The 18,534-nt window shown below is 38.9% G+C and carries 23 protein-coding genes and 1 tRNA gene; 5 read left to right on the top strand and 19 right to left on the bottom strand.

The annotated features are described in order from the left end of the window. The first annotated feature begins 206 nt into the window (after positions 1–206). Positions 207–425, top strand: coding sequence for a hypothetical protein (locus tag QAS77_RS03475; RefSeq protein ID WP_305064160.1), 219 nt, complete (start codon positions 207–209; stop codon positions 423–425). A 209-nt stretch (positions 426–634) separates the two neighbouring features. On the opposite strand, the gene rnhC is transcribed toward QAS77_RS03475, so the two are convergent. After that, positions 635–1,573 (bottom strand): ribonuclease HIII, encoded by a 939-nt coding sequence (gene rnhC / locus QAS77_RS03470; protein ID WP_305064159.1) that lies wholly within the window; start codon positions 1,571–1,573, stop codon positions 635–637. A gap of 476 nt (positions 1,574–2,049) precedes the next feature. Between rnhC and QAS77_RS03465 the strand changes: the two genes are divergently transcribed. Continuing rightward, positions 2,050–2,658 carry a LysE family transporter gene (locus QAS77_RS03465; RefSeq protein WP_305064158.1) on the top strand — a complete coding sequence of 203 codons (609 nt, stop codon included), beginning with the start codon at positions 2,050–2,052 and terminating at the stop codon, positions 2,656–2,658. Positions 2,659–3,153: 495 nt separating this feature from the next. Here QAS77_RS03465 and QAS77_RS03460 read toward each other — a convergent pair. The 8 genes from QAS77_RS03460 to QAS77_RS03425 form a co-directional block, all read right to left on the bottom strand. After that, positions 3,154–3,225 (bottom strand) — tRNA-Thr (locus QAS77_RS03460). A 62-nt stretch (positions 3,226–3,287) separates the two neighbouring features. Further along, positions 3,288–3,809: a chorismate--pyruvate lyase family protein gene (locus QAS77_RS03455; protein WP_305064157.1), complete on the bottom strand. Its 522-nt coding sequence runs from the start codon at positions 3,807–3,809 to the stop codon at positions 3,288–3,290. A gap of 33 nt (positions 3,810–3,842) precedes the next feature. Then, on the bottom strand, positions 3,843–4,154 hold the full coding sequence (locus QAS77_RS03450) for a DUF5611 family protein (protein WP_250867776.1): 312 nt from the start codon (positions 4,152–4,154) through the stop codon (positions 3,843–3,845). 51 nt (positions 4,155–4,205) lie between these two features. Then, positions 4,206–4,457, bottom strand: coding sequence for a sensor histidine kinase (locus QAS77_RS03445; RefSeq protein ID WP_305064161.1), 252 nt, complete (start codon positions 4,455–4,457; stop codon positions 4,206–4,208). Positions 4,458–4,472: 15 nt separating this feature from the next. Beyond that, positions 4,473–4,787 (bottom strand): hypothetical protein, encoded by a 315-nt coding sequence (locus QAS77_RS03440; protein ID WP_250867778.1) that lies wholly within the window; start codon positions 4,785–4,787, stop codon positions 4,473–4,475. A 16-nt stretch (positions 4,788–4,803) separates the two neighbouring features. Next, positions 4,804–5,889, bottom strand: a complete 1,086-nt coding sequence (locus tag QAS77_RS03435; RefSeq protein WP_305064156.1) for a PAS domain S-box protein — start codon at positions 5,887–5,889, stop codon at positions 4,804–4,806. Between the two features lie 420 nt (positions 5,890–6,309). Then, positions 6,310–6,639 (bottom strand): hypothetical protein, encoded by a 330-nt coding sequence (locus QAS77_RS03430; RefSeq protein WP_305064155.1) that lies wholly within the window; start codon positions 6,637–6,639, stop codon positions 6,310–6,312. A gap of 48 nt (positions 6,640–6,687) precedes the next feature. Then, the gene (locus QAS77_RS03425) at positions 6,688–7,005 is read right to left on the bottom strand and encodes a radical SAM protein (protein ID WP_305064154.1); all 318 of its coding nucleotides are present in this window, start codon (positions 7,003–7,005) and stop codon (positions 6,688–6,690) included. A gap of 162 nt (positions 7,006–7,167) precedes the next feature. Between QAS77_RS03425 and QAS77_RS03420 the strand changes: the two genes are divergently transcribed. Further along, complete coding sequence (locus tag QAS77_RS03420) at positions 7,168–7,470, top strand: hypothetical protein (protein ID WP_250867781.1); 303 nt, start codon at positions 7,168–7,170, stop codon at positions 7,468–7,470. Positions 7,471–7,508: 38 nt separating this feature from the next. Here the strand turns inward: QAS77_RS03420 and QAS77_RS03415 are convergent, their stop codons facing one another. From QAS77_RS03415 to ala, 9 genes are all read right to left on the bottom strand, one after another. Further along, the gene (locus QAS77_RS03415) at positions 7,509–8,504 is read right to left on the bottom strand and encodes a methanogenesis marker 2 protein (protein ID WP_305064153.1); all 996 of its coding nucleotides are present in this window, start codon (positions 8,502–8,504) and stop codon (positions 7,509–7,511) included. 40 nt (positions 8,505–8,544) lie between these two features. Further along, the gene (nifB, locus tag QAS77_RS03410) at positions 8,545–9,483 is read right to left on the bottom strand and encodes a nitrogenase cofactor biosynthesis protein NifB (RefSeq protein ID WP_305064152.1); all 939 of its coding nucleotides are present in this window, start codon (positions 9,481–9,483) and stop codon (positions 8,545–8,547) included. Between the two features lie 79 nt (positions 9,484–9,562). Beyond that, the gene (gene queD, locus QAS77_RS03405) at positions 9,563–9,913 is read right to left on the bottom strand and encodes a 6-carboxytetrahydropterin synthase QueD (protein WP_172366580.1); all 351 of its coding nucleotides are present in this window, start codon (positions 9,911–9,913) and stop codon (positions 9,563–9,565) included. Beyond that, positions 9,913–10,629, bottom strand: a complete 717-nt coding sequence (locus QAS77_RS03400) for a 7-carboxy-7-deazaguanine synthase QueE (RefSeq protein WP_305064151.1) — start codon at positions 10,627–10,629, stop codon at positions 9,913–9,915. Before QAS77_RS03400 ends, queD begins: the two co-directional genes overlap by 1 nt. Next, the gene (locus QAS77_RS03395) at positions 10,629–11,186 is read right to left on the bottom strand and encodes a DUF366 family protein (RefSeq protein WP_250867786.1); all 558 of its coding nucleotides are present in this window, start codon (positions 11,184–11,186) and stop codon (positions 10,629–10,631) included. The genes QAS77_RS03400 and QAS77_RS03395 overlap by 1 nt, the downstream gene beginning before the upstream one ends. A gap of 13 nt (positions 11,187–11,199) precedes the next feature. Then, on the bottom strand, positions 11,200–11,898 hold the full coding sequence (gene queC, locus QAS77_RS03390; RefSeq protein WP_250867787.1) for a 7-cyano-7-deazaguanine synthase QueC: 699 nt from the start codon (positions 11,896–11,898) through the stop codon (positions 11,200–11,202). Between the two features lie 209 nt (positions 11,899–12,107). After that, positions 12,108–12,257 carry a hypothetical protein gene (locus QAS77_RS03385; RefSeq protein WP_250867788.1) on the bottom strand — a complete coding sequence of 50 codons (150 nt, stop codon included), beginning with the start codon at positions 12,255–12,257 and terminating at the stop codon, positions 12,108–12,110. A gap of 12 nt (positions 12,258–12,269) precedes the next feature. Continuing rightward, on the bottom strand, positions 12,270–12,890 hold the full coding sequence (locus QAS77_RS03380; RefSeq protein ID WP_250867789.1) for a PEF-CTERM sorting domain-containing protein: 621 nt from the start codon (positions 12,888–12,890) through the stop codon (positions 12,270–12,272). 236 nt (positions 12,891–13,126) lie between these two features. Continuing rightward, positions 13,127–14,107, bottom strand: coding sequence for an alanine dehydrogenase (ala, locus tag QAS77_RS03375; RefSeq protein ID WP_305064150.1), 981 nt, complete (start codon positions 14,105–14,107; stop codon positions 13,127–13,129). A 319-nt stretch (positions 14,108–14,426) separates the two neighbouring features. Between ala and QAS77_RS03370 the strand changes: the two genes are divergently transcribed. Further along, the gene (locus tag QAS77_RS03370; protein WP_250867791.1) at positions 14,427–14,747 is read left to right on the top strand and encodes a DUF5658 family protein; all 321 of its coding nucleotides are present in this window, start codon (positions 14,427–14,429) and stop codon (positions 14,745–14,747) included. 1,060 nt (positions 14,748–15,807) lie between these two features. Here QAS77_RS03370 and QAS77_RS03365 read toward each other — a convergent pair. Continuing rightward, positions 15,808–16,347, bottom strand: a complete 540-nt coding sequence (locus QAS77_RS03365) for a hypothetical protein (protein ID WP_305064149.1) — start codon at positions 16,345–16,347, stop codon at positions 15,808–15,810. Positions 16,348–17,047: 700 nt separating this feature from the next. On the opposite strand from QAS77_RS03365, the gene QAS77_RS03360 reads away from it, so the two are divergent. Then, positions 17,048–18,130, top strand: coding sequence for a hypothetical protein (locus tag QAS77_RS03360; protein ID WP_305064148.1), 1,083 nt, complete (start codon positions 17,048–17,050; stop codon positions 18,128–18,130). Positions 18,131–18,534: the final 404 nt, after the last annotated feature.

Here is an 18,534-nt window from a genome sequence, read left to right as displayed (position 1 = left end):
CATTTCATAATCTTTTCAAATTGGATTAGTGTCCGAATATCGAGGATTTCTACAGAACCCATATATTAAAAAAGCTTATCCAATTTTCCATAATAAAGGAAAACAGGCACTTGATCAATTCAACGTAACTCCCTTTATGCAACAAAATCCTGAGTTTCTTCCTGAGTTTCTTGGAAATCTGATGAGTGCCTACTATGGAGGAAGGTGTGAATGCAGAAGACCCGCTGAACGAGATGTTATTGTTTGAAAAAGGCAATGCTTTGAGTAGACTGAAACGTGATGATGAAGCAATAGAATGCCATGATAGAATTCCAGAAATTAGTCCATATGCTGACGAAGTCCGATTAATGAAGGACAAACTTCTCAAAGGAACAGGTAACTCAATCCTCAAGTGGAAAGAAAGTACCTTCCCCTGTCAAACCTAATGGGAAGGTACACCTATCTAACCATAATGGATTGGATAATTCAGGAATAGTTAGAAGCGATAAACACTCGTCAAAACGCTTTCTAGCATAGGAGATTACTTGCTCATCAAGGTTTGTACAGCCTATGATGTTTTTCTAATCTACCATTTTAATCATCTCCAATTGGATCTGATTTGCCGTTTGGGATGTTCTTTTTTGACTTAGCATCCTCATATATCGGATGCTGTCTTGAAGTGCATTTTTGCAACTTCGTGTAACCTATCCCTGCCATACTTTTCAATAAACTTTGCACCAACCTTCTTAACCTTATCCGATGCACCCTTTGGGAATGTTACGATATACTTCTCGTTCATTTCCTGTATAGCCTCAAGGAAAGCCACACGTGCAAGGATTGATGCTGCAGCCACTGCAATTGATTGTTCTTCTGCTCTGGGTATCTGAACAGGCTTCACATCGATGTTCCATTGGCGAAGTTCATCCTCGACCATGCTGTCGTAATATGAAAATTTGTCAATTATGATGCTATCGCCCTGCTGGTACAGGTCTCTGATTGCACTTACATGGTTTACGGTAAGCATAATGTTCAGGTTCTGAACATTTTCATAGCATTTATTGTATGTAACTGGTTCAAGGATCTTCACTGAGAACATATCAGCTGAAATTGAGCTCTTTATCTGCTTTGCAATAGATATATTCTGATAATCAGTCAACTGTTTGCAATCCCTGACACCGAACCCCTCAAGAATTGATTCAATTTTTGGAGTGGTCTTGACTGCAGCTACCACAAGAGGACCAAAGAAATCACCCTTACCTGATTCATCAGAGCCAATTACACTATGTCCATTTGTAACAGGCAAATCTATAGATGATGTTAACTTTTCTTCGGGAATTGAAATGTTCTTATTATTAAGTGAAGGTACTACACCTTCTATGAGTGCAATACGTATTTCTTCTGCTTCAGGTGATGTGCCTAACTGGGATAGGTCAACTTTAATTCCCTTCTTTCCGTCGTATATTCTTATTACGCGAGAAAACTGGTTCTTTGATACGCTGAACTGAATACCGAAATTGATTTCCTTTGGTGTATCCACGTTAAACCCTGGAATAAGGATTGATCTTATCTCATTGTACTTGTCAGTTATTTTCATCTTATTTCACCTTATTATTATTTCTTGATTCTAAGTCTGGTATTTTCGTTCGGCTCTTATTCCTTGTTCCCGTATATATCAAATGGATACATATCCTTGTTTACAAATTGGTTATTATGTGACAAAAACGTGATACATATGGTTAGTTGTAATATGATAAAATATTAAAAAAGAATAGCGTAAAAAGGTTATTTGTCAACCTTTTCCTCACATGAGCCTTGAGAGTAAACGGCTTATCGCTCTTTGCATTTTGCTTCATGTAACGAAGAGTGCCTTTAGAGAACCCATCTTCTTCCATATTCACCTCTTGGGATTTCTACAGAATCAGAAAATAAGAATATCAGAACTTGAAATAAGCCATTATCTCCCAAAGGTTTTGCATATGTATATATAATTGTTTTAGATATTACACATATAACTTTTACAAGGTGATATCCATCATAGAACTAATCAAAGCTTTTTTTCTAGGAATTACAGTGGCAATATCTGCTGCTCTCATCCCTGGGCCTATGATGTTTGCAACGATTGGCATATCCCTTAAGAAAGGTTGTAGAGCAGGACAATCAGTATTCATTGGGCATGCCCTGGTCGAATTGACCATATTTCTGCTCATATTAGTAGGAGTTTCATCCTCCATCAGTGAAACCATGATGTTATATCTGACCATAATAGGTGGCTTGATGATGGTGCTTTTGGGGTTGATGCTAATAAAAAGTGCAAAAGAAGTTTCTACAATGGATATTTTGGTATCAGAAAGTAGATTGAACTTCTCTTTTAATCCAATATATGCCGGGGTTTTAACTTCTGCGTTGAACCCTTATTTTGTTATCTGGTGGCTAGCAGTAGGTACCGCGATTATCCTGCATGAATATATGATAAGTATCTTTGCAGTGGTTGCGTTTATTGTTGGTCACTGGATAGCAGACTTCGGGTTCCTTGTAGCGATCTCATCCTCCTCTTCAAAGGGAAAGGAACTGATCTCACAGCATACATACAAAAGGATGTTATACTTCTGCGGAGGATTACTGATGGTCTTTGGACTATGGTTTCTAATAAATTACAATGATTTTTCTGCGATGATTTGAATAGGTGAGCACTATTGCCTAAGAAAGAATGAAACAAAAATGATAGTATGAGGTATCACAGGTGGGAAACAAGAATATTTTTTGGATCTTTGGCATCCTCCAAAGTATTATATTGGGAACAATAATTTTCCTGATATTCAGATCATTGAATATTATCAGTGAAGTCGAAGTGATTGGATTAGATACTCAAATTGTGTTGAGCACTTTGTTTCCGCTATTTTTGTTGATTGTGGAATACTTGATATATTCAAAGGATTAACGCATGATATGCACCGACTTGCTATGCGGGGATAGAGGTAACGTCTAAAAATACCACTCTTCTAGAAAAAGTTCATCTTCCTAGCTAAGGAGGATTTCTTTATATATTTAAGAATAAGTCGCATTCTCAATGCGTTTTTCGACAGCATTGAGCCTTATGTCAAAGTAATATAGAAAAGTTTATTTCATTTCCCCTGAACTTATCAAGCAGGTGAGAGATTCATAGTATAATTAGAAAGCCTCGGGCGTGATTTGAACACGCGACCTCGTCCTTACCAAGGACGCGCTATACCCCTAAGCCACCGAGGCATCATTATTAATGGGTACAACTCCCTGATACACAGAATCAAATATGAAGCTTTCGGTTGGGTTTATAAATCCCAGCGTTCATCCACTGGAAACCTCTCATTTATCCACATCATGGTACTGTTGTCATGTACTATGTGATAGGAGCGTGAAAGTACTCTGTTGATATCGAAAAGTGGGTCATTTTCGGCAATATTGATATTATCGAAATCCCTGCGGGTCTCAATGCCGCTGTTCCTCAATATCTTGCCAATGGGGATATCTGCGCGCATCAGGTCCTGGCGTATATTTTCGGGCATCCTCTCGATGGGAGATAGGGACAACGCCCTCACAAAAGGAGTGTCACCTGCTAAAAGGGTGACCAGACGATAGTTCACGTCTGACCCTTCAGGGACCTTCAACAGAGAAGACATCTCAGCATCCGCTTTAACGATATGTTGTGCTTCAGTGACCACTGAAACGTCCTTACAGGTCATGATCTCCAAAAGGAAGGTCACAGAACCATCTGTACCGGCACATACCCTCAGGCATGTAGGGATATCAAATGCCTTGAGATCCCTTAAGAATTCCGAATTAACGAATGTCACTACTGATCAATATCCGAACTTTTTTTAATATCATCACTTTGAAACTGCTTTCTTTGCTTGGTTACGGCGTTCCTTAGCAGTATATCCTGTCGCGAGCAAAAGGAAATCCCGGAAACGTTTGTTCGTATCAAGGATAAGCTCATCGTCAACAGAAGAAACATCCATGTCCGTATCCACTACAAGTTTTTTGCCATCCATATAAACAGATAACTCCTTGATAACACCATATGAAACAGAGAGCTTATCGCCATCTCTCTTGATGTCAACTGGGAAACATTTGCCTACTTCTTCATAGATCCGTTCGATGTCCGGAGAAAAACCACGTTTTAACTTATATTCCTGCATTGCAATCCCTTTCGTAAATACATTGAACACGAATAAATATTCCGGTGAAAATCAGCCTAATTTCTTCAAAGTCACCCAAAAAGCACAACCTTTTCCATCAGGACGGTCATCGACACCCACCTGACCCTTATGAAGTTCAGCTACCCTCTTAATAATTGCAAGCCCCAGACCCGCACCTTTGATATGATCAGAATTAAACCTTGTGAACCCCTCAAACAAAAAGGGTTTGTCAGCATCAAGAACTCCAATACCATTATCCCTGACCATCACTTTCCAATGATCACCAAGTTCCGCGACATCCAGCTCTACCTTGGAGCCTTACGGACTATACTTTATCGCATTGGAAAGATAGTTGACAAACACCGTATCAACCATCGGATTCGCATAAGCATGGCATTCCCCTTTAAAAACTAACGAGACATCTATCGACTTCTTGCGTGAATGAGGTCCAAGGTCCTCGATCACATTCTTCAAAATGGAAATAATATATATCATCTTAAAGTCAATATCTTCGATCGACTCCAGCTTTGCATATTTCGATGAAGATTCAATGAGATCGATCATCTTATTGTTGCTTTTGCGGATCAGCCGTACCGATCTTTCCATCACAGGATCATCTACTTTATTGGACAAGAACTCGGAATAACCCTTAATAATTCCAGCCGGTCATCAGATCATGACTTAAGATATCAACGAAAACATCCTTGGTATCATGCAGGCACTTCAACTCCTCATTGACGCGTGACAAATGTTCAATACGTTTTCTTTCGGAAAGATCTCTGGAAGTAATAAGGACTACTGGTTTTTCCTCATAATCAATAAGCCTGCAATTGAGTTCGACAGGAATACATTTTCCATCTCTTGTATTGCAGCAAGACTCTAAAAGAATAGAATGGACATTCTCGGAATTGTTCAGAACATTTATCGTTTCCATAATTAAGGCATCATCAAAAATTATAGAGTTATCCATACCAAGTAACTCGAAATACGAGTAGCCCAGCCCATCACATGCAACCTGATTTATCTCCCATATCTTACCATCAAGATCAAGGATGATCATGGGATCAGTTGCTTTTTCGAAAAAGGTCTTGAACTTGAATTCGGTCTTGCTCACATACATAGTAGCAGACAGAACAAGTCCGTTCAGTTTTTCAGAATTTGCTTGTATCGCTTCGATCGCACGTATTCGTTCTTCATTGACCTCACCATCAAGGAGAAGATCAGTATATTTTTTGATCGAAGCTGAAGGACTCAGAGGATAACACTCTGACCGCTCACAAAGGGATGTATCAAAAGAAATTGGCTCTTGCTTTTCAAAGAACGCTACAGGATCATTGTATTTAATCTGCCCTGTTATATCATAGAAATAACCAACCCAACCTTCATTATAAATATCAGAGTCAATAGGATATAATCGGTGTTCCAACCACCTGTGGACTGCACCTTTTTTTGGGGGTATGTGTAGAAATATCTTTTCACCTTTGCAAAGCTGACCGGTAACATTCGAATAACCGGAACTTACCCCGGATCCTGAGACCGAGGAAAGTATCTGGCATAGATCCATCCCAACAACAGGATCATTCTGCCCACATAGATCATGGATCAAGAAGTGATTTGCCCATTTTACCTTCAGATCACCATCTAGTACGACCACACCGACTTTCAGGTGATCCAAAACATCACTGGTCAATAAGCTGTAGATGCATTCTATATGTTTTAATGCATCGGATTCCACCTTTCGACCTCCCAAATTATAATTAAAGAATATTAGCAAACTGTTTACTTAAAATAAATAAATGCATCTTAATATTAAAACAGATCAATTTAACTTTAAGTGTCATCCGCGTGTACAAATTGTAGCATTTCATGTACATGCGTATATATCCCCTTCACGTCCATTGGACAAATATGATATTAATAACTACATATAACACCCCGTAGCACAACATAAATAAATAAGTTATTACATATTATTATACTGAGTAAGGTTATATGATCGTTTCATACCGTACCAACACCAATCACCACAACAATTTTTTCCGTCGTTCAAAACCTTGCTCATTTTTAATTCGATCTTTTAAATATTGAAATAAATTATTACCCATATTGAACTGATTTTGCACAGGTCTTCGGAAACTTGTGGCCAGAACCAGCCTTATTTTTCAAGGACCACTTTCCCATTTACACCCATCAGAATAACGCGAGGTACGACCAGAAGGGCCTTCTTTCCGATCTTTTCCATATCCACCCATCCAGGGACAGCACTGTCATAGTCTTGAAATGGAAGATCGAAATCGGGATTGCTCAGGAACTGATAGAACAGTACTTCAGAAGCACCCTCCATATATGGGAACAAAGAAGGTAAAGTAACAAGGTTCACATAACCTGGAATTACGCGCATCCATATACGCAACCACTTTTTGCGAGCGATCTCAAGGGAGGCTCTTAACAAGGTCACATATTTCTTAGTTCTCTCTTCAGACATGCCCGTCAGCTCCATAATAGCCTTCAAGTCATCAAGGGGTGCTTTCAATTATAGGACAAAACCATGCACGTAAGGCAATGCTCCTTCCAGAACCTCAGGTTTCATCCCATTTGATTTTAACAGAACCTCTTTTCCAGCATCATTAAGTGCCTTTATGAGAGGGATAAGCTCTTTTTGCAATGTCGGCTCAGCCCCACCAAGGTGAACGGTCTTAGAATGAGAATTTTTGGCAAGATCGACAACTTCCTCCACAGACATTTCTTTGAAAGGCTGATGAATGTGAACACAATAAGGACATTTCATATTACAACCAAAAAATTCCACACGCATCATTCCATTAGAATCAGATATATCGACCAAACGCATCCATACCCTCCAGTTACAACATTAACTACCTTGAATAGTAAGTTTTTCGACAAAGGATATTAACCTATGTAACTACCTCCCCCCAGCCTTTCAAATAGGCATCACAGCGATTACTATTTATGCAGAACATGACATCAATTCATTAAATCCAAGGTGACCATAATGCCAAAAAAACTAACAATTGAAGATCTCGAAAAAAGGAAAGAGAAGATAGAGATAGAGGAAGAACTTGGCGAAAAGCTCGAAGACCTTTATGACATCATAATGCCTCCGGGAACTCCATCTTACATAATGTATGATATGATCGAAGAGTTCGAACTGGAACCGGTCGAAAGGAAACTTACTGTCAACATCGTGGAATGTGACGAAAGGAACGTTATCGCCCTTAGAGGAAAACTCGAGGTTGTAAAGGAAGCAGAACAGTATTACTTCAAAGAGATGGAAGAATATATCAACTCAAACTGATCTAATAAAAGGAATGACCTGATGGCAGTGCCACAGAGTCATTCAACATCTTCTGCACTCAATTCAATTCCGGTTATAGTATCAGAGTTCAGGTCAAAGACAACTGCTTTTTGCTCACCCGAGTATATATCCACGAGACCGGAATCATTGATGCTTCCAACTACCGCTGCAGTAATACCGACCTCTTCAAAGATACGTATACATTCATCACAGTTCTCCGGTTTTGTGCTAATGACATAACCAGTAGCAGGGTATATCTTAAGCCATTGTTCAAGCTCAAGCTCGTCAGGGATCGGGATCATATCGAGGTCCACGGATGCACCTACCTTGCTTGTCTCACATAACATACCCAGAGTACCGATCGTACCGGGATTACTGATATCCTTTCCTGCGATCGCCAATTTCTTTTCAGCAATGGTCTGCATTACAAGGAAACGGTCACGAACTGTCTGAGCATCCTTGAAAGATGTGGTATCCCAGCTGTAAGGGGAATTTTTCCCGACCCGACCATCCATATCATAGGCAACTATTATCGAATCTCCGGGTTTTGCCATATCACTTCTGATAAGACAGTCCTTTTTGGCGACCCCGATTATCGCGACCCCGAGGGAATTGTAAGGAGTGTCAGGATGCATATGACCACCCACCATAGGAACGCCGAACTTCTTCACGCCATCCTTTATGCCCCGCATCATCTCTTTGCAGGCTTCAGTGTCACAAGAGGACATGACGTTCACCATTGCGACTGGCCTTCCACCCATTGCTGAAATGTCATTGACATTGACAACGACGGAAGTGTACCCGGTCCACCATTGGCTTTCCATTGCGATCTTGCCCCAGATAGCATCAGCAGCAAACAAGATCACTTCATCGCCACCAGTATCCAACACCGCAGCATCATCGCCAAAGTCAACGATGGTCTCGCCGTATTCACTACGGACATCCTCGAACATATTCACGATATCAGCAATGGGCTTTTTACGGGTCACACCTTCAAAATTCCGAAGGTTCGCAGCTAATTGTTCAATATCCAATAGGATCCACCCTTTAATGTCCTTAAAAAAGAATGAAAGATCATTTACTGTGATCTTTCTTTTCGATCGACTCCATCTTAATGACGTTCCTGCGCTCTTCGCTCATCTGTGAAAGGTCCTTACCGATAAGACCGTAAGCATCAGACCTGCATTGGCGACAGTGCCTCATCTGCTGCACGTAAGGTTCACAGAAATCCTGCATCTCTTTACGTACTTCATTGGTTGGAGGTTCCATGTCCGCGAACTTTGCCTGACATATGAGAGGCATGACGTTCATGATGAAAACACCCATTTCACGTATTTTCTTTGCAACCTCTATAATATGATCTTTATTGATCTCAGGGATCAGGACAGTGTTCACCTTTAATACCATCCCCGCCTCAACCGCTTTTTCTATTCCTTCAAGCTGGTTGGCAATGAGGATCTCTGCAGCTTCAACGCCTGTATAGGATTTGCCTTTGTAAGAGATATGGTCAACTATCTGTGCCTGAATTTCAGGATCGATGGCATTAAGAGTTACAGTAAGTGTACTTACCCCTACCCTTAGAAGCTCATCCATTTTTTCCGGCAGAGCAAGACCATTGGTACTAAGACAAAGAGTTACATTCGGGAACTCGTTCTTGATAAGTTCGAGGGTCTCAAAGGTCTCATCGTTAGCTAAAGGATCACCCGGACCTGCTACAGCTACCACCTTAATGAAAGGATGGTCTTTGAGAACCTGACGGGTCTTTTCAAGGGCTTCCTGTGGATTTAATACTTCACTTGTAACACCAGGGCGACTTTCGTTTACACAATCGAACTTACGGTCACAATAGTTGCACTGTATATTGCATTTTGGAGCAACAGCCAAATGTATTCGGCCAAATTTATGCTGCGCGTTCTTATCATAACAAGGATGTTCTGAGATCTTACGCAGAATCTCACGATCCAAACCATTTACATCATGGCATTCTTCAGTGATTTTATCAGTATCAGGCAAAATATGTCCTCCGGCAGTAATAAAGCATCTGAACTTAAATTAAGACCCTTAAAGATATAGATATAGGTTTTGGAATATATCACTCAAAACCGTTCAATTCGCACCATTTTCCATGACCTTCCCATACCTTCACAGACACTGGAAGCCCAAGCTGCTCAAAAAGCTGACCATGCATGTGTTCACAGATATTTTCGGCACTTGGGAAAGGAAGAACGTCATTCAAAAGCTTATGGTCATATGTTTTGAGGATTTCCTTTACGATCTTCTTGATAATGTAAAAATCCATGACCATTCCATTCTCTTGTTTTTCGCCTTCCAGAACGATCTCTATTTTATAAGTGTGACCGTGGACTATACCACAGGTCTCGTGTTCCGGCAAATAGTGTGCACTGTCAATGTATTCTATTATTCCAAGTCTCATTTTTGTCATTATAAGCAACCCCACATTTTGTGTGTCTGAGGAATTATTAATGTATCCACTGAATCAAGCAGGTCTTTTTGCAATTGAAGCAAAAATTCAATGCCTGATGAAAAATGTTTTTGTGTAACCGGTTGAAGCACAACACAGGAAACATAGTCGGATATAGCATCCACCATCCCGTATACATCATCCGGAACAGTATCCTTTGTGACCACCAGTTTACAGAAACATTCCCTGTCCTTTGTCTGTCTGAGTGTCCTGAAACATTCGATGGTCCGTTCGAGATGTGAAACAAGGTCCTTACCTTCGAACTCATCTATGAGCTTTATGTCCCCTGAAACGTAAGAGATCTTATCCTTGATCTTTTCCGCCATATGAGGCAATGTCATGTTCGATTCCAGATACAATGGATGAGGTATATCCATTTCAGAAATGAAATCCGCATGGAGAAGAGGTTCACCACCGGTCAGGGAAACTGAATGGATATTGCCATAATTACTAAGGAGTTCACTGACCTGAGAGGTCACAAGAGGATTAGGGATGTTCTCAAAGCTGTTCGAACCCGGTGTTCTTTCAAACATGCAGACACTCGGGTCTGCCGGCTGGGTATCACAATAAGAACAATTCAGATTGCATCCAATGAAACGCACGAACGCCTGTCTCACACCAACATGAGGACCTTCGCCCTGAACGGAACAGAATATCTCACTTATGGGAGCTTCCATTAGATCACATCCAAAGGCCGTGATTTTCGCAGGTCCTTTTCAATATCATCGATCTCAGCGACATAACGTTGGCCAATGTCGGCAAGTAAGCTTACTGCCCTGGCCTCATCGATCCCGACATATTTCAGATTTCCATAGAAGTCGTGGTAGACATTGATACCAAAATGGATCTTCTGGGATACTGCCGAAGTGCTGGCTATCGAGATCGTCAATTTTTTGCCATTTACAAAAAGATCATCACCTTGACGGGTAGTCACGACACCATTAGCAGAGAGAGATTCTGCAACAATTGAAGTAAAGAGTCGCTGTCTTGCGTATACCAATTTAAGGTCAGTGGAATCGAAGTGCTCTATTAAGAAATGCAGCATATCCGTAGAATAGATCGAATCGCCCATCCTTTTGTCCTCAAGGTCTATCATATGTTCTATCTTGACATCGCATCCTCCCCGGAAGGCAACGATGGAATCATACTGAACCCCTTTCAGGTTATACGCCCAGAGAGAAGATATCTGGCTGCCATCATAATGTACTTTTTCATCTAGAACGATACATTCCATTACAAACACCTTATCATTTTAAGTCAGCTCGTTTTTTAATAAGTGGATCTTCAAACTCGGAAGCCAGGAATGCACGCTTCCTTCTCATGCAACTTTCACATACACCACAAGGCTCTTCAGCCCCGTGGTAGCAACTCCAGCTCCATTCCAGAGGTGCACCCAATTCCATTGCTTTGCGCACTATTGATACCTTATCCATATCGATCAGTGGCGCGAGTACTTTTACACCGTTAGCGGTTGAATAGGAAAAACATTCATCCACTGCGTTCACGAACTCTTTGGAATTATCCGGAAATGTTTTTGCCTCTTCACCATTGAAGCCTGCAATGACATATTCACATCCATAACTTTCAGCAAAGCTTGCTGCAATATTAATGAAAACCCCATTTCTGTTGGGTACCCACACGTTCTTTGCAGAATCCGCAGTGATGTTAGAAGGATCATCTACAATGTCTTCGATCGACAGTTCAGGAACATCCAGGTCCTTGTTCACAAGAGATGTATTCGTGATGGAACCAAGCCATTTCAGCGGAATGATCCTATGCTCGATACCATAGTGTTCACAGACAGCTCTGGAATTTTCGATCTCCTTTTCAACGGAGCGTTGACCATAATCGAATGTCAGCGCCATTACAACTTCATGGTCCTGTAATGCAATTGCAAGAGCAGCTACTGAATCAAGACCACTGCTCAGTAATAGTATTGACTTCATGACAAAACTCCGAAATAATATAATATAATATATAGATATTACCTTAGTAATACCCCAGTATTATTTAAAGTTGCCGAGAACAAAAAATAGTAGGAAATCGATTCATGAAAACGTGGCCAATAGACATTTTTTAAAAGAAGGGAAGAAATTACTAAACCTATTATTAAATATTTAAAAAATAAATTCGAACAAAAAAGAAGAGAAAAGGATCAGCATGCCATCCTGACTGGAGTGATCCCTGACTGATCCACCATTGCGGATTCAAGACAGCGGATCGTACAATACTGCTCCTTCATGCGAGTATCATAAACGATCATCTCACTCCCGCAAGTCTTACATTTTACTTTTACAAGCTCCATATCAAACCACCTTCATTTTCTTCTTTGTAAAAGGAACATCAATCCCAACACAATAAGCACAGGAAGTGCAATCGTTGGGAATTCAGGGATCTCTTCTGGAGAATTTGCTACCACCGTGTCAAACTTAACATCATTACCATTGGAATTGGTAGCTGTCAATGACACATCGTAAGTACCTGGAGTATTGTACACATAGATGAACTCCGATACCCTGGAATCCTCAACACCATCGCCATTCACATCCCAGGAAATGCTGGTAGCATTTTGGGACAGATCAGTGAACATGACACTGAATGGAGGAACCCCAACGGTCACATTGGAAACAAAGTCAGCCATAGGCAGGATATTTGCAGTAACCGGACCCAATGGACTTACAGGTTCTGGAGAAACATAGTCTCCATTTGACACTCTGATCTCAGGAACTACATCGTCATTTGATGTAGTTTGATTAGACAACTCTGAGAAATTACTTTCATGGCTGTCTTGCTCATACAACTCTGAGAAATTACTTTCGTGGCCGTCTTCACCTGTATTCTTAGGAAGCTCAGGAGGAGCATCCGTGATAATAGTGAGACCACTCAAAAGTAAAGTGATTAACAATAAGAGACCTACAGGTTTTATAACCGGATTCATATACACCACCCCATACAATTTTTAGTTATTACCTAATTGAAACTATGCCTATAAATAATATATAAATATATCCATACTAAATAATACAAGTATTATGATTATTATATCATTTGGAATTTCTTCTTCTCAAAAAGTAAGCACATGCCATAAAGATATATTTTCACCAGGAAAATTTCACTCGATCAATTCGTTGGCATAAACTATGAAATGATATTGCTTGATGAATGTAACATAGTTTAGAACATTGAAAGAGATCTACCCAACCCCCTTTCCTTTGCGGCAGTATAAACGATGGTTGCAGTGGCAATATCCTGAATTGCAAGCCCTGTGGAATCAAAAACAGTGATTTCCGACTCGCCCTCCCTACCAACTTTGACCCCGGCGATCACTTCCCCTATTTCAGCCCAGATATCACCGGAGGTTATGACCCCATCTGACAAAGGAACATTCACTTCCCCTGAATGTGATGCCTGAACAATATCATCCACGACCACCTTTGCACGGGTCAGAAGCATCGGGTCAAGTTCTTCCTTACCAGCTGCATCCGCACCTATGGCATTGATATGGGTACCAGGTCTGATCCATTCGGACCTGACGACCGGTTCCCTGACAGGAGTCACAGTAACAAGGATATCACAATCACAGACCTCCTCCACAGAAGATGCCACAATTATTTCAGCACCTATCTTTTGCATCATATCCCCCCTGAACCCTTCAGCCCGGTCCGTGCTTATATCATAGACCTTTACCTGATGAATATCAAAGACAAGCGACAATGCCATCAACTGTGTCTTTGCCTGATTTCCGGCACCAACAATGCCTACAACATGTGAATCCTTACGCGCAAGATATTTTGCAGCGACCCCTCCGGCAGCACCGGTACGCAGATCAGTAAGATGAGTACCATCCATCACCGCAAGAGGCTGACCGGTCTCTGTGGAGTTCAGGACGACCAGAGCCATCACCGAGGGCAGGCCTTTAGCACGATTATCAGGGTGAACATTGACTATCTTCACACCCGCAACATCCTGCTCCTCAAGATAGGCAGGCATGGTCCGAAGATCACCGTTGTGTTTATCAAAATACAGATAGGATTTAGGAGGCATTTGAACTTTCTTTTTACCATGTTGTTCAAATGCCTTTTCAACAGCTTCCATTACCGCAGAAAGCTCGAGAATAGATCTTACGTCATTCTGATCCAACCATAGAATATCCATGTCATATAACCCCAATAATCAAATGCCCGTGAAAGCTATAAACTTACTGGAGAATTTTTATTTCTCGGTTTTAACTATAATATGCATAATTGGCGTATTTATATGAGTATATGTATATTTTCAGTTTTTTTGAATGTAATAAGACATAAATAGAATTTGCAACATAGTTAATTTATCCGACTAACTATCGGAGAGTGGTGTGGTTGATTACGGCATTAAACAATTAAGAGAAGAATTGAAACACGTTTTAGTAGAGATTCTACTCTCGATAATGGCAATACTCCCCGTAGCCAACAGGCTCTTTCCCGGAGGCAATGCTATGAGTAAGTTATTATCTTTCTTGCATGACATCCGATACGTCCTTTTGTTCTACATAGTCGGGGATCTCCTGACCACATACATAGGAATAAACGGAGGACATGGGTTCGAATCGAATCCATTCCTTCCATCCTTTGGCCTGACCTTTCTATTAAAGCTCTTATTCCTATGCCTGTTAGGTATCCTCTACATAAGAACGCTTGAAAGACCGATCTTATGGGATTTCACAAGACACACAATAGTATTGATTGGCATATTTGCCACAGTGAACAATCTAATTGTCATTTATTATGGGTATTCACCCATTCAGCTGGTTATCTAATGGCAAAGATCAAGTATTGAATTCACCAGAAGGGGAATCGAACCTTTGCCACACTTCCTCAAAAGCTCGCATCATCTAGGTGACAAGACATGTTCAAGATCATGAGAGACATGAAGCTGAAAAGCTTAACAACGAATTTAGGGAGCTTGGTATTAACATGCATACACTGAACTTGACAAATTTTAAGTCGTGCACAGGTGGTAACAATTCAAGAAGAGGATGCGGCGCAGAAATAGCTATATACAAAAGAATAGTATATTAATTCAGTCATATACGCATATTTCTTTGCGTATACCGTATTTGTTCAAATCGATAGACAAATGCCTCCATATTTGCTTCTAATGTAAAAGAGGATACCAATCATGAAACTACATTTATTTATTTTACTTTCAATTATGCTGTCGGTATGTCCGGTATCCGGTGAACCTCTTGAACCTCTTGAACCGTTTCAGGACAATAATACTCAATTGATTATTGATTCTTTAAATCTCGAATCGATTAATTCGACTTCGGACTTATTTGATTCTAATTTGAGCTTGTCGGATTCCCTTATTTTAAGCTTTAAATCAATTGCCTCGAATCTGGAATTGCTAGTTTCAACTGTCGAATCAATAAATTCTCTATTAGAATCAGAAAGCTCAAATTATACATTCTTAGATTCAATTGCGGAATCTACAAATTCAAGTCTAGCCCCGCTAAATTCGATTCTGGATTCGGTAAGATCGATTGAAGATTTGATATCTGATCTAGGCTCCATAGAAATCATTGATTCAACAAAATAACATAGTATAAATTCAGTACTTCACTAATATTTTCCCATTTGCCATATCAACGCATTTCGATAGCCTTTGTTGATAGTCATGCAAACATGTTGCAGAACAAAAATTCATATGATCATTCGAATTTTTCGTCCATTTTTCATATATCGTTTTGTTCATTGGTTTTTTAAGCTTTTTTAAGCCACCAAAATTATGAGTGATATTAACATTCTTTTAGAAGTAGATAGATGTTTTTAAAAAAAGAAAAAAGAAATGGAGGGCGTTGAAATTGTTTATTTCATTCACACATTTATTTCAACGCCACGTTGATGTAATGCATTGCAAATCTTTGAAAAAATAATAGATTTATATTTATTATTATCGATGTATTTATCGATACTTTCTTGAATTCCAGCGTATGTAACATAATTTTCGTTGGAATATTTATCGACAATATTTTTTATTACAGGGAAATACATTATTATGCCTTTGATGGCATCAATTTCATTTTTGCGGATTGAAAAATCAATACCTTCTTTCACGACATGAAAAACATTGTCCATGTCATGATGTGGTTTTGGTGCAATTGATACCGTAAAATCATCATTCATAAGGTCTGCCATGATGTTAGTTATATGATTTTCATAACCAAAATCAGATGACATCACTTCATTATGGACACGTATTTGAGTAATTTTAACATCTTCAATTATTTCAGGCGGTATATATTGTTGATGTGGTTTATTATTTTTTTCAACAATTATTTGGATTTGATTATCACTATCGCATTTCTCTATTGAAATATTGAAATTATCTAATTTTATTGTATCAATCGTATTCATTTAGCCACCACGCCACAAAAAGTTATTAATATCTAATTGTGGTCGCTACTATATGAAATTTTGGAACGAATGAAAAAAAGAAAAGGGGACGTTTCGCCCCTTAATTTGTACTGTTTATTGGAGTTGATATAACCTCCCAATTCCATTTGTGGACTTCAGTGGAATTTACATTCCTTGTCAGGATGACAGATTAAGAGAAATTACGAATTACACATAAATGACAGATATAAGCAGTTACACTTCACAAGCGTAACAATTTGACATTCTTGAATGAAATGTAAAACTTAGGAGCTTATACTATGGGTCATATGCCGTTTACTCTCAATGCTCATGTAAGGGAAATATTTGAGATGTGGCAATATAATTATATTAAATAGTGGTGGATTCCTTATAATGTCATATAATATAATTTCGGTGTAGATGATAAAATGGATATTGTTTCAAAAACATCTTTAAAAGAAATAGATTTACTTATTGAACATTTAGAACCTTTTTGTGATACTGTAGGTTCAAATAATAAGCAAATTCCGGCTCTGTAGAAATCCTCGATATTCGGACACTAATCCAATTTGAAAAGATTATGGGATGTGTTGCATGATGTTGGAATATAATTCCAATTCCAGTCTATATATGTTGATTTTGATAGGTTTTCTACAGAGCCCAAATTCCAAATGAAATTCTGAATCAACTGCAATACGATTTGAATAATGATGTTTGGAACAGTAGCACATTCGAAAAATGTATGACACATGTTAATACTAATGCAGACGATAATACAGTTGGATATCTTTGGGGAAAGTCAAGTCCACGTGAATTTGAAAAATCTATAAGCAAGTCCTCTTTTTATTTAGATGAAGTTATTGTTGATGACCCAATAACAGTTCACTTATTGGACTCATCATATGTTTCAGCTAAAATGAAATCTGATTTTATGAATGAATGGTTTAACTGCTTAGTTAAATCCAGAGACTGGGTGGAATCAGGTATCTTAAAAATAATGCCAGTGTCCGCAAAATCTTGGTATGAAAATGAGGAAATATCACGAATCTTTGATGCGAATGCCAATAAATATGGGCAAGATGAACTCGATTTTATTGTAAATCAGACAAATATAACTAAAAGGCTGGAATTTAATACCTATGCAGCAGCTAAAGGCAAGTATTTTCATGCAAATTACTTAAAAGATGTCAATGATGGCATCATTTTTGAAATCGAACACGGAATTTATTTTAACAGAATGCTGAACACCATATCAACATTGGTTGACTATGATCTATGGAAAATCTATAATTGGAGACTTGAAAAAGAAAAGAACAAAACATCATCCGATGCTAAAAACATATTTACATTGCAAAACCTAGACTTAAAATATCTAGATAATATTCCATTAAGCATCGCATTGAAAATTCGAAATGATGGATGTGGGGCAGAGTTAAGAGATTTTTTCAGAGATAAATTTAAAGATGTGAATAATGTTAGTAGTGTCGAAGAATTTCAAACCGTTACATCTGATATTAGCACAGGAATTAATGATGAATTGAAAATATATGAAAAGAGTATTATGTCTTTAAGAGATCCACTGATTAATATTTGTGGAACAGGAGCAATTGGTGTCTTAGTTATGGGGATAAGTGCCCATTTTGGTTTTAGTCCTCTTGACCAAATTCAAGAATTTAAAACACTTGTCGCTACAACGGCTTGTCTTGGCATACATGAAATTCAAAAAATAAGCGAGAAAAGGAAGAATCCACTTAATATGTTATTGGAAGCAAAAAGGTTCTGAATATGATTTTTTGTTTTCAATATCATATAATTATAAGCCTTGTAGCCTACAAAATATAGGAGTTACCTATATTCCCTAAGAAAAGTGCGACGAGTATGATTTGAACCCACAAATCCCATTAAGTCCTAATCTTAACCTTCCTACTAAAAGTGTCAAATATTAGAGATCTACAATTGTACATATAAGGTAAGATATAGGGAGAACTTATGAAAGTATTAGTAATTGATGTGGATAGCAAAATCCCAAATTTAGCCTTAATGAAATTCAGCAGTTCACTAATATTTAACCCCTTCTATAATAATCCCCATTTATCTACAATATTCAACTGTTAACATCGGTTTTAGCTTCCGTCTCACCCATTCCGCAACAGTTTTTACATATGAAAATTAACAGATTTTCATGAT

The organism is Methanococcoides sp., assembly GCF_030594565.1.
GTDB classification, from domain to species: domain Archaea; phylum Halobacteriota; class Methanosarcinia; order Methanosarcinales; family Methanosarcinaceae; genus Methanococcoides; species Methanococcoides seepicolus.
The sequence above is the reverse complement of the archived record's forward strand: the minus strand, read 5'-3'. Positions and strand labels throughout refer to the sequence as shown.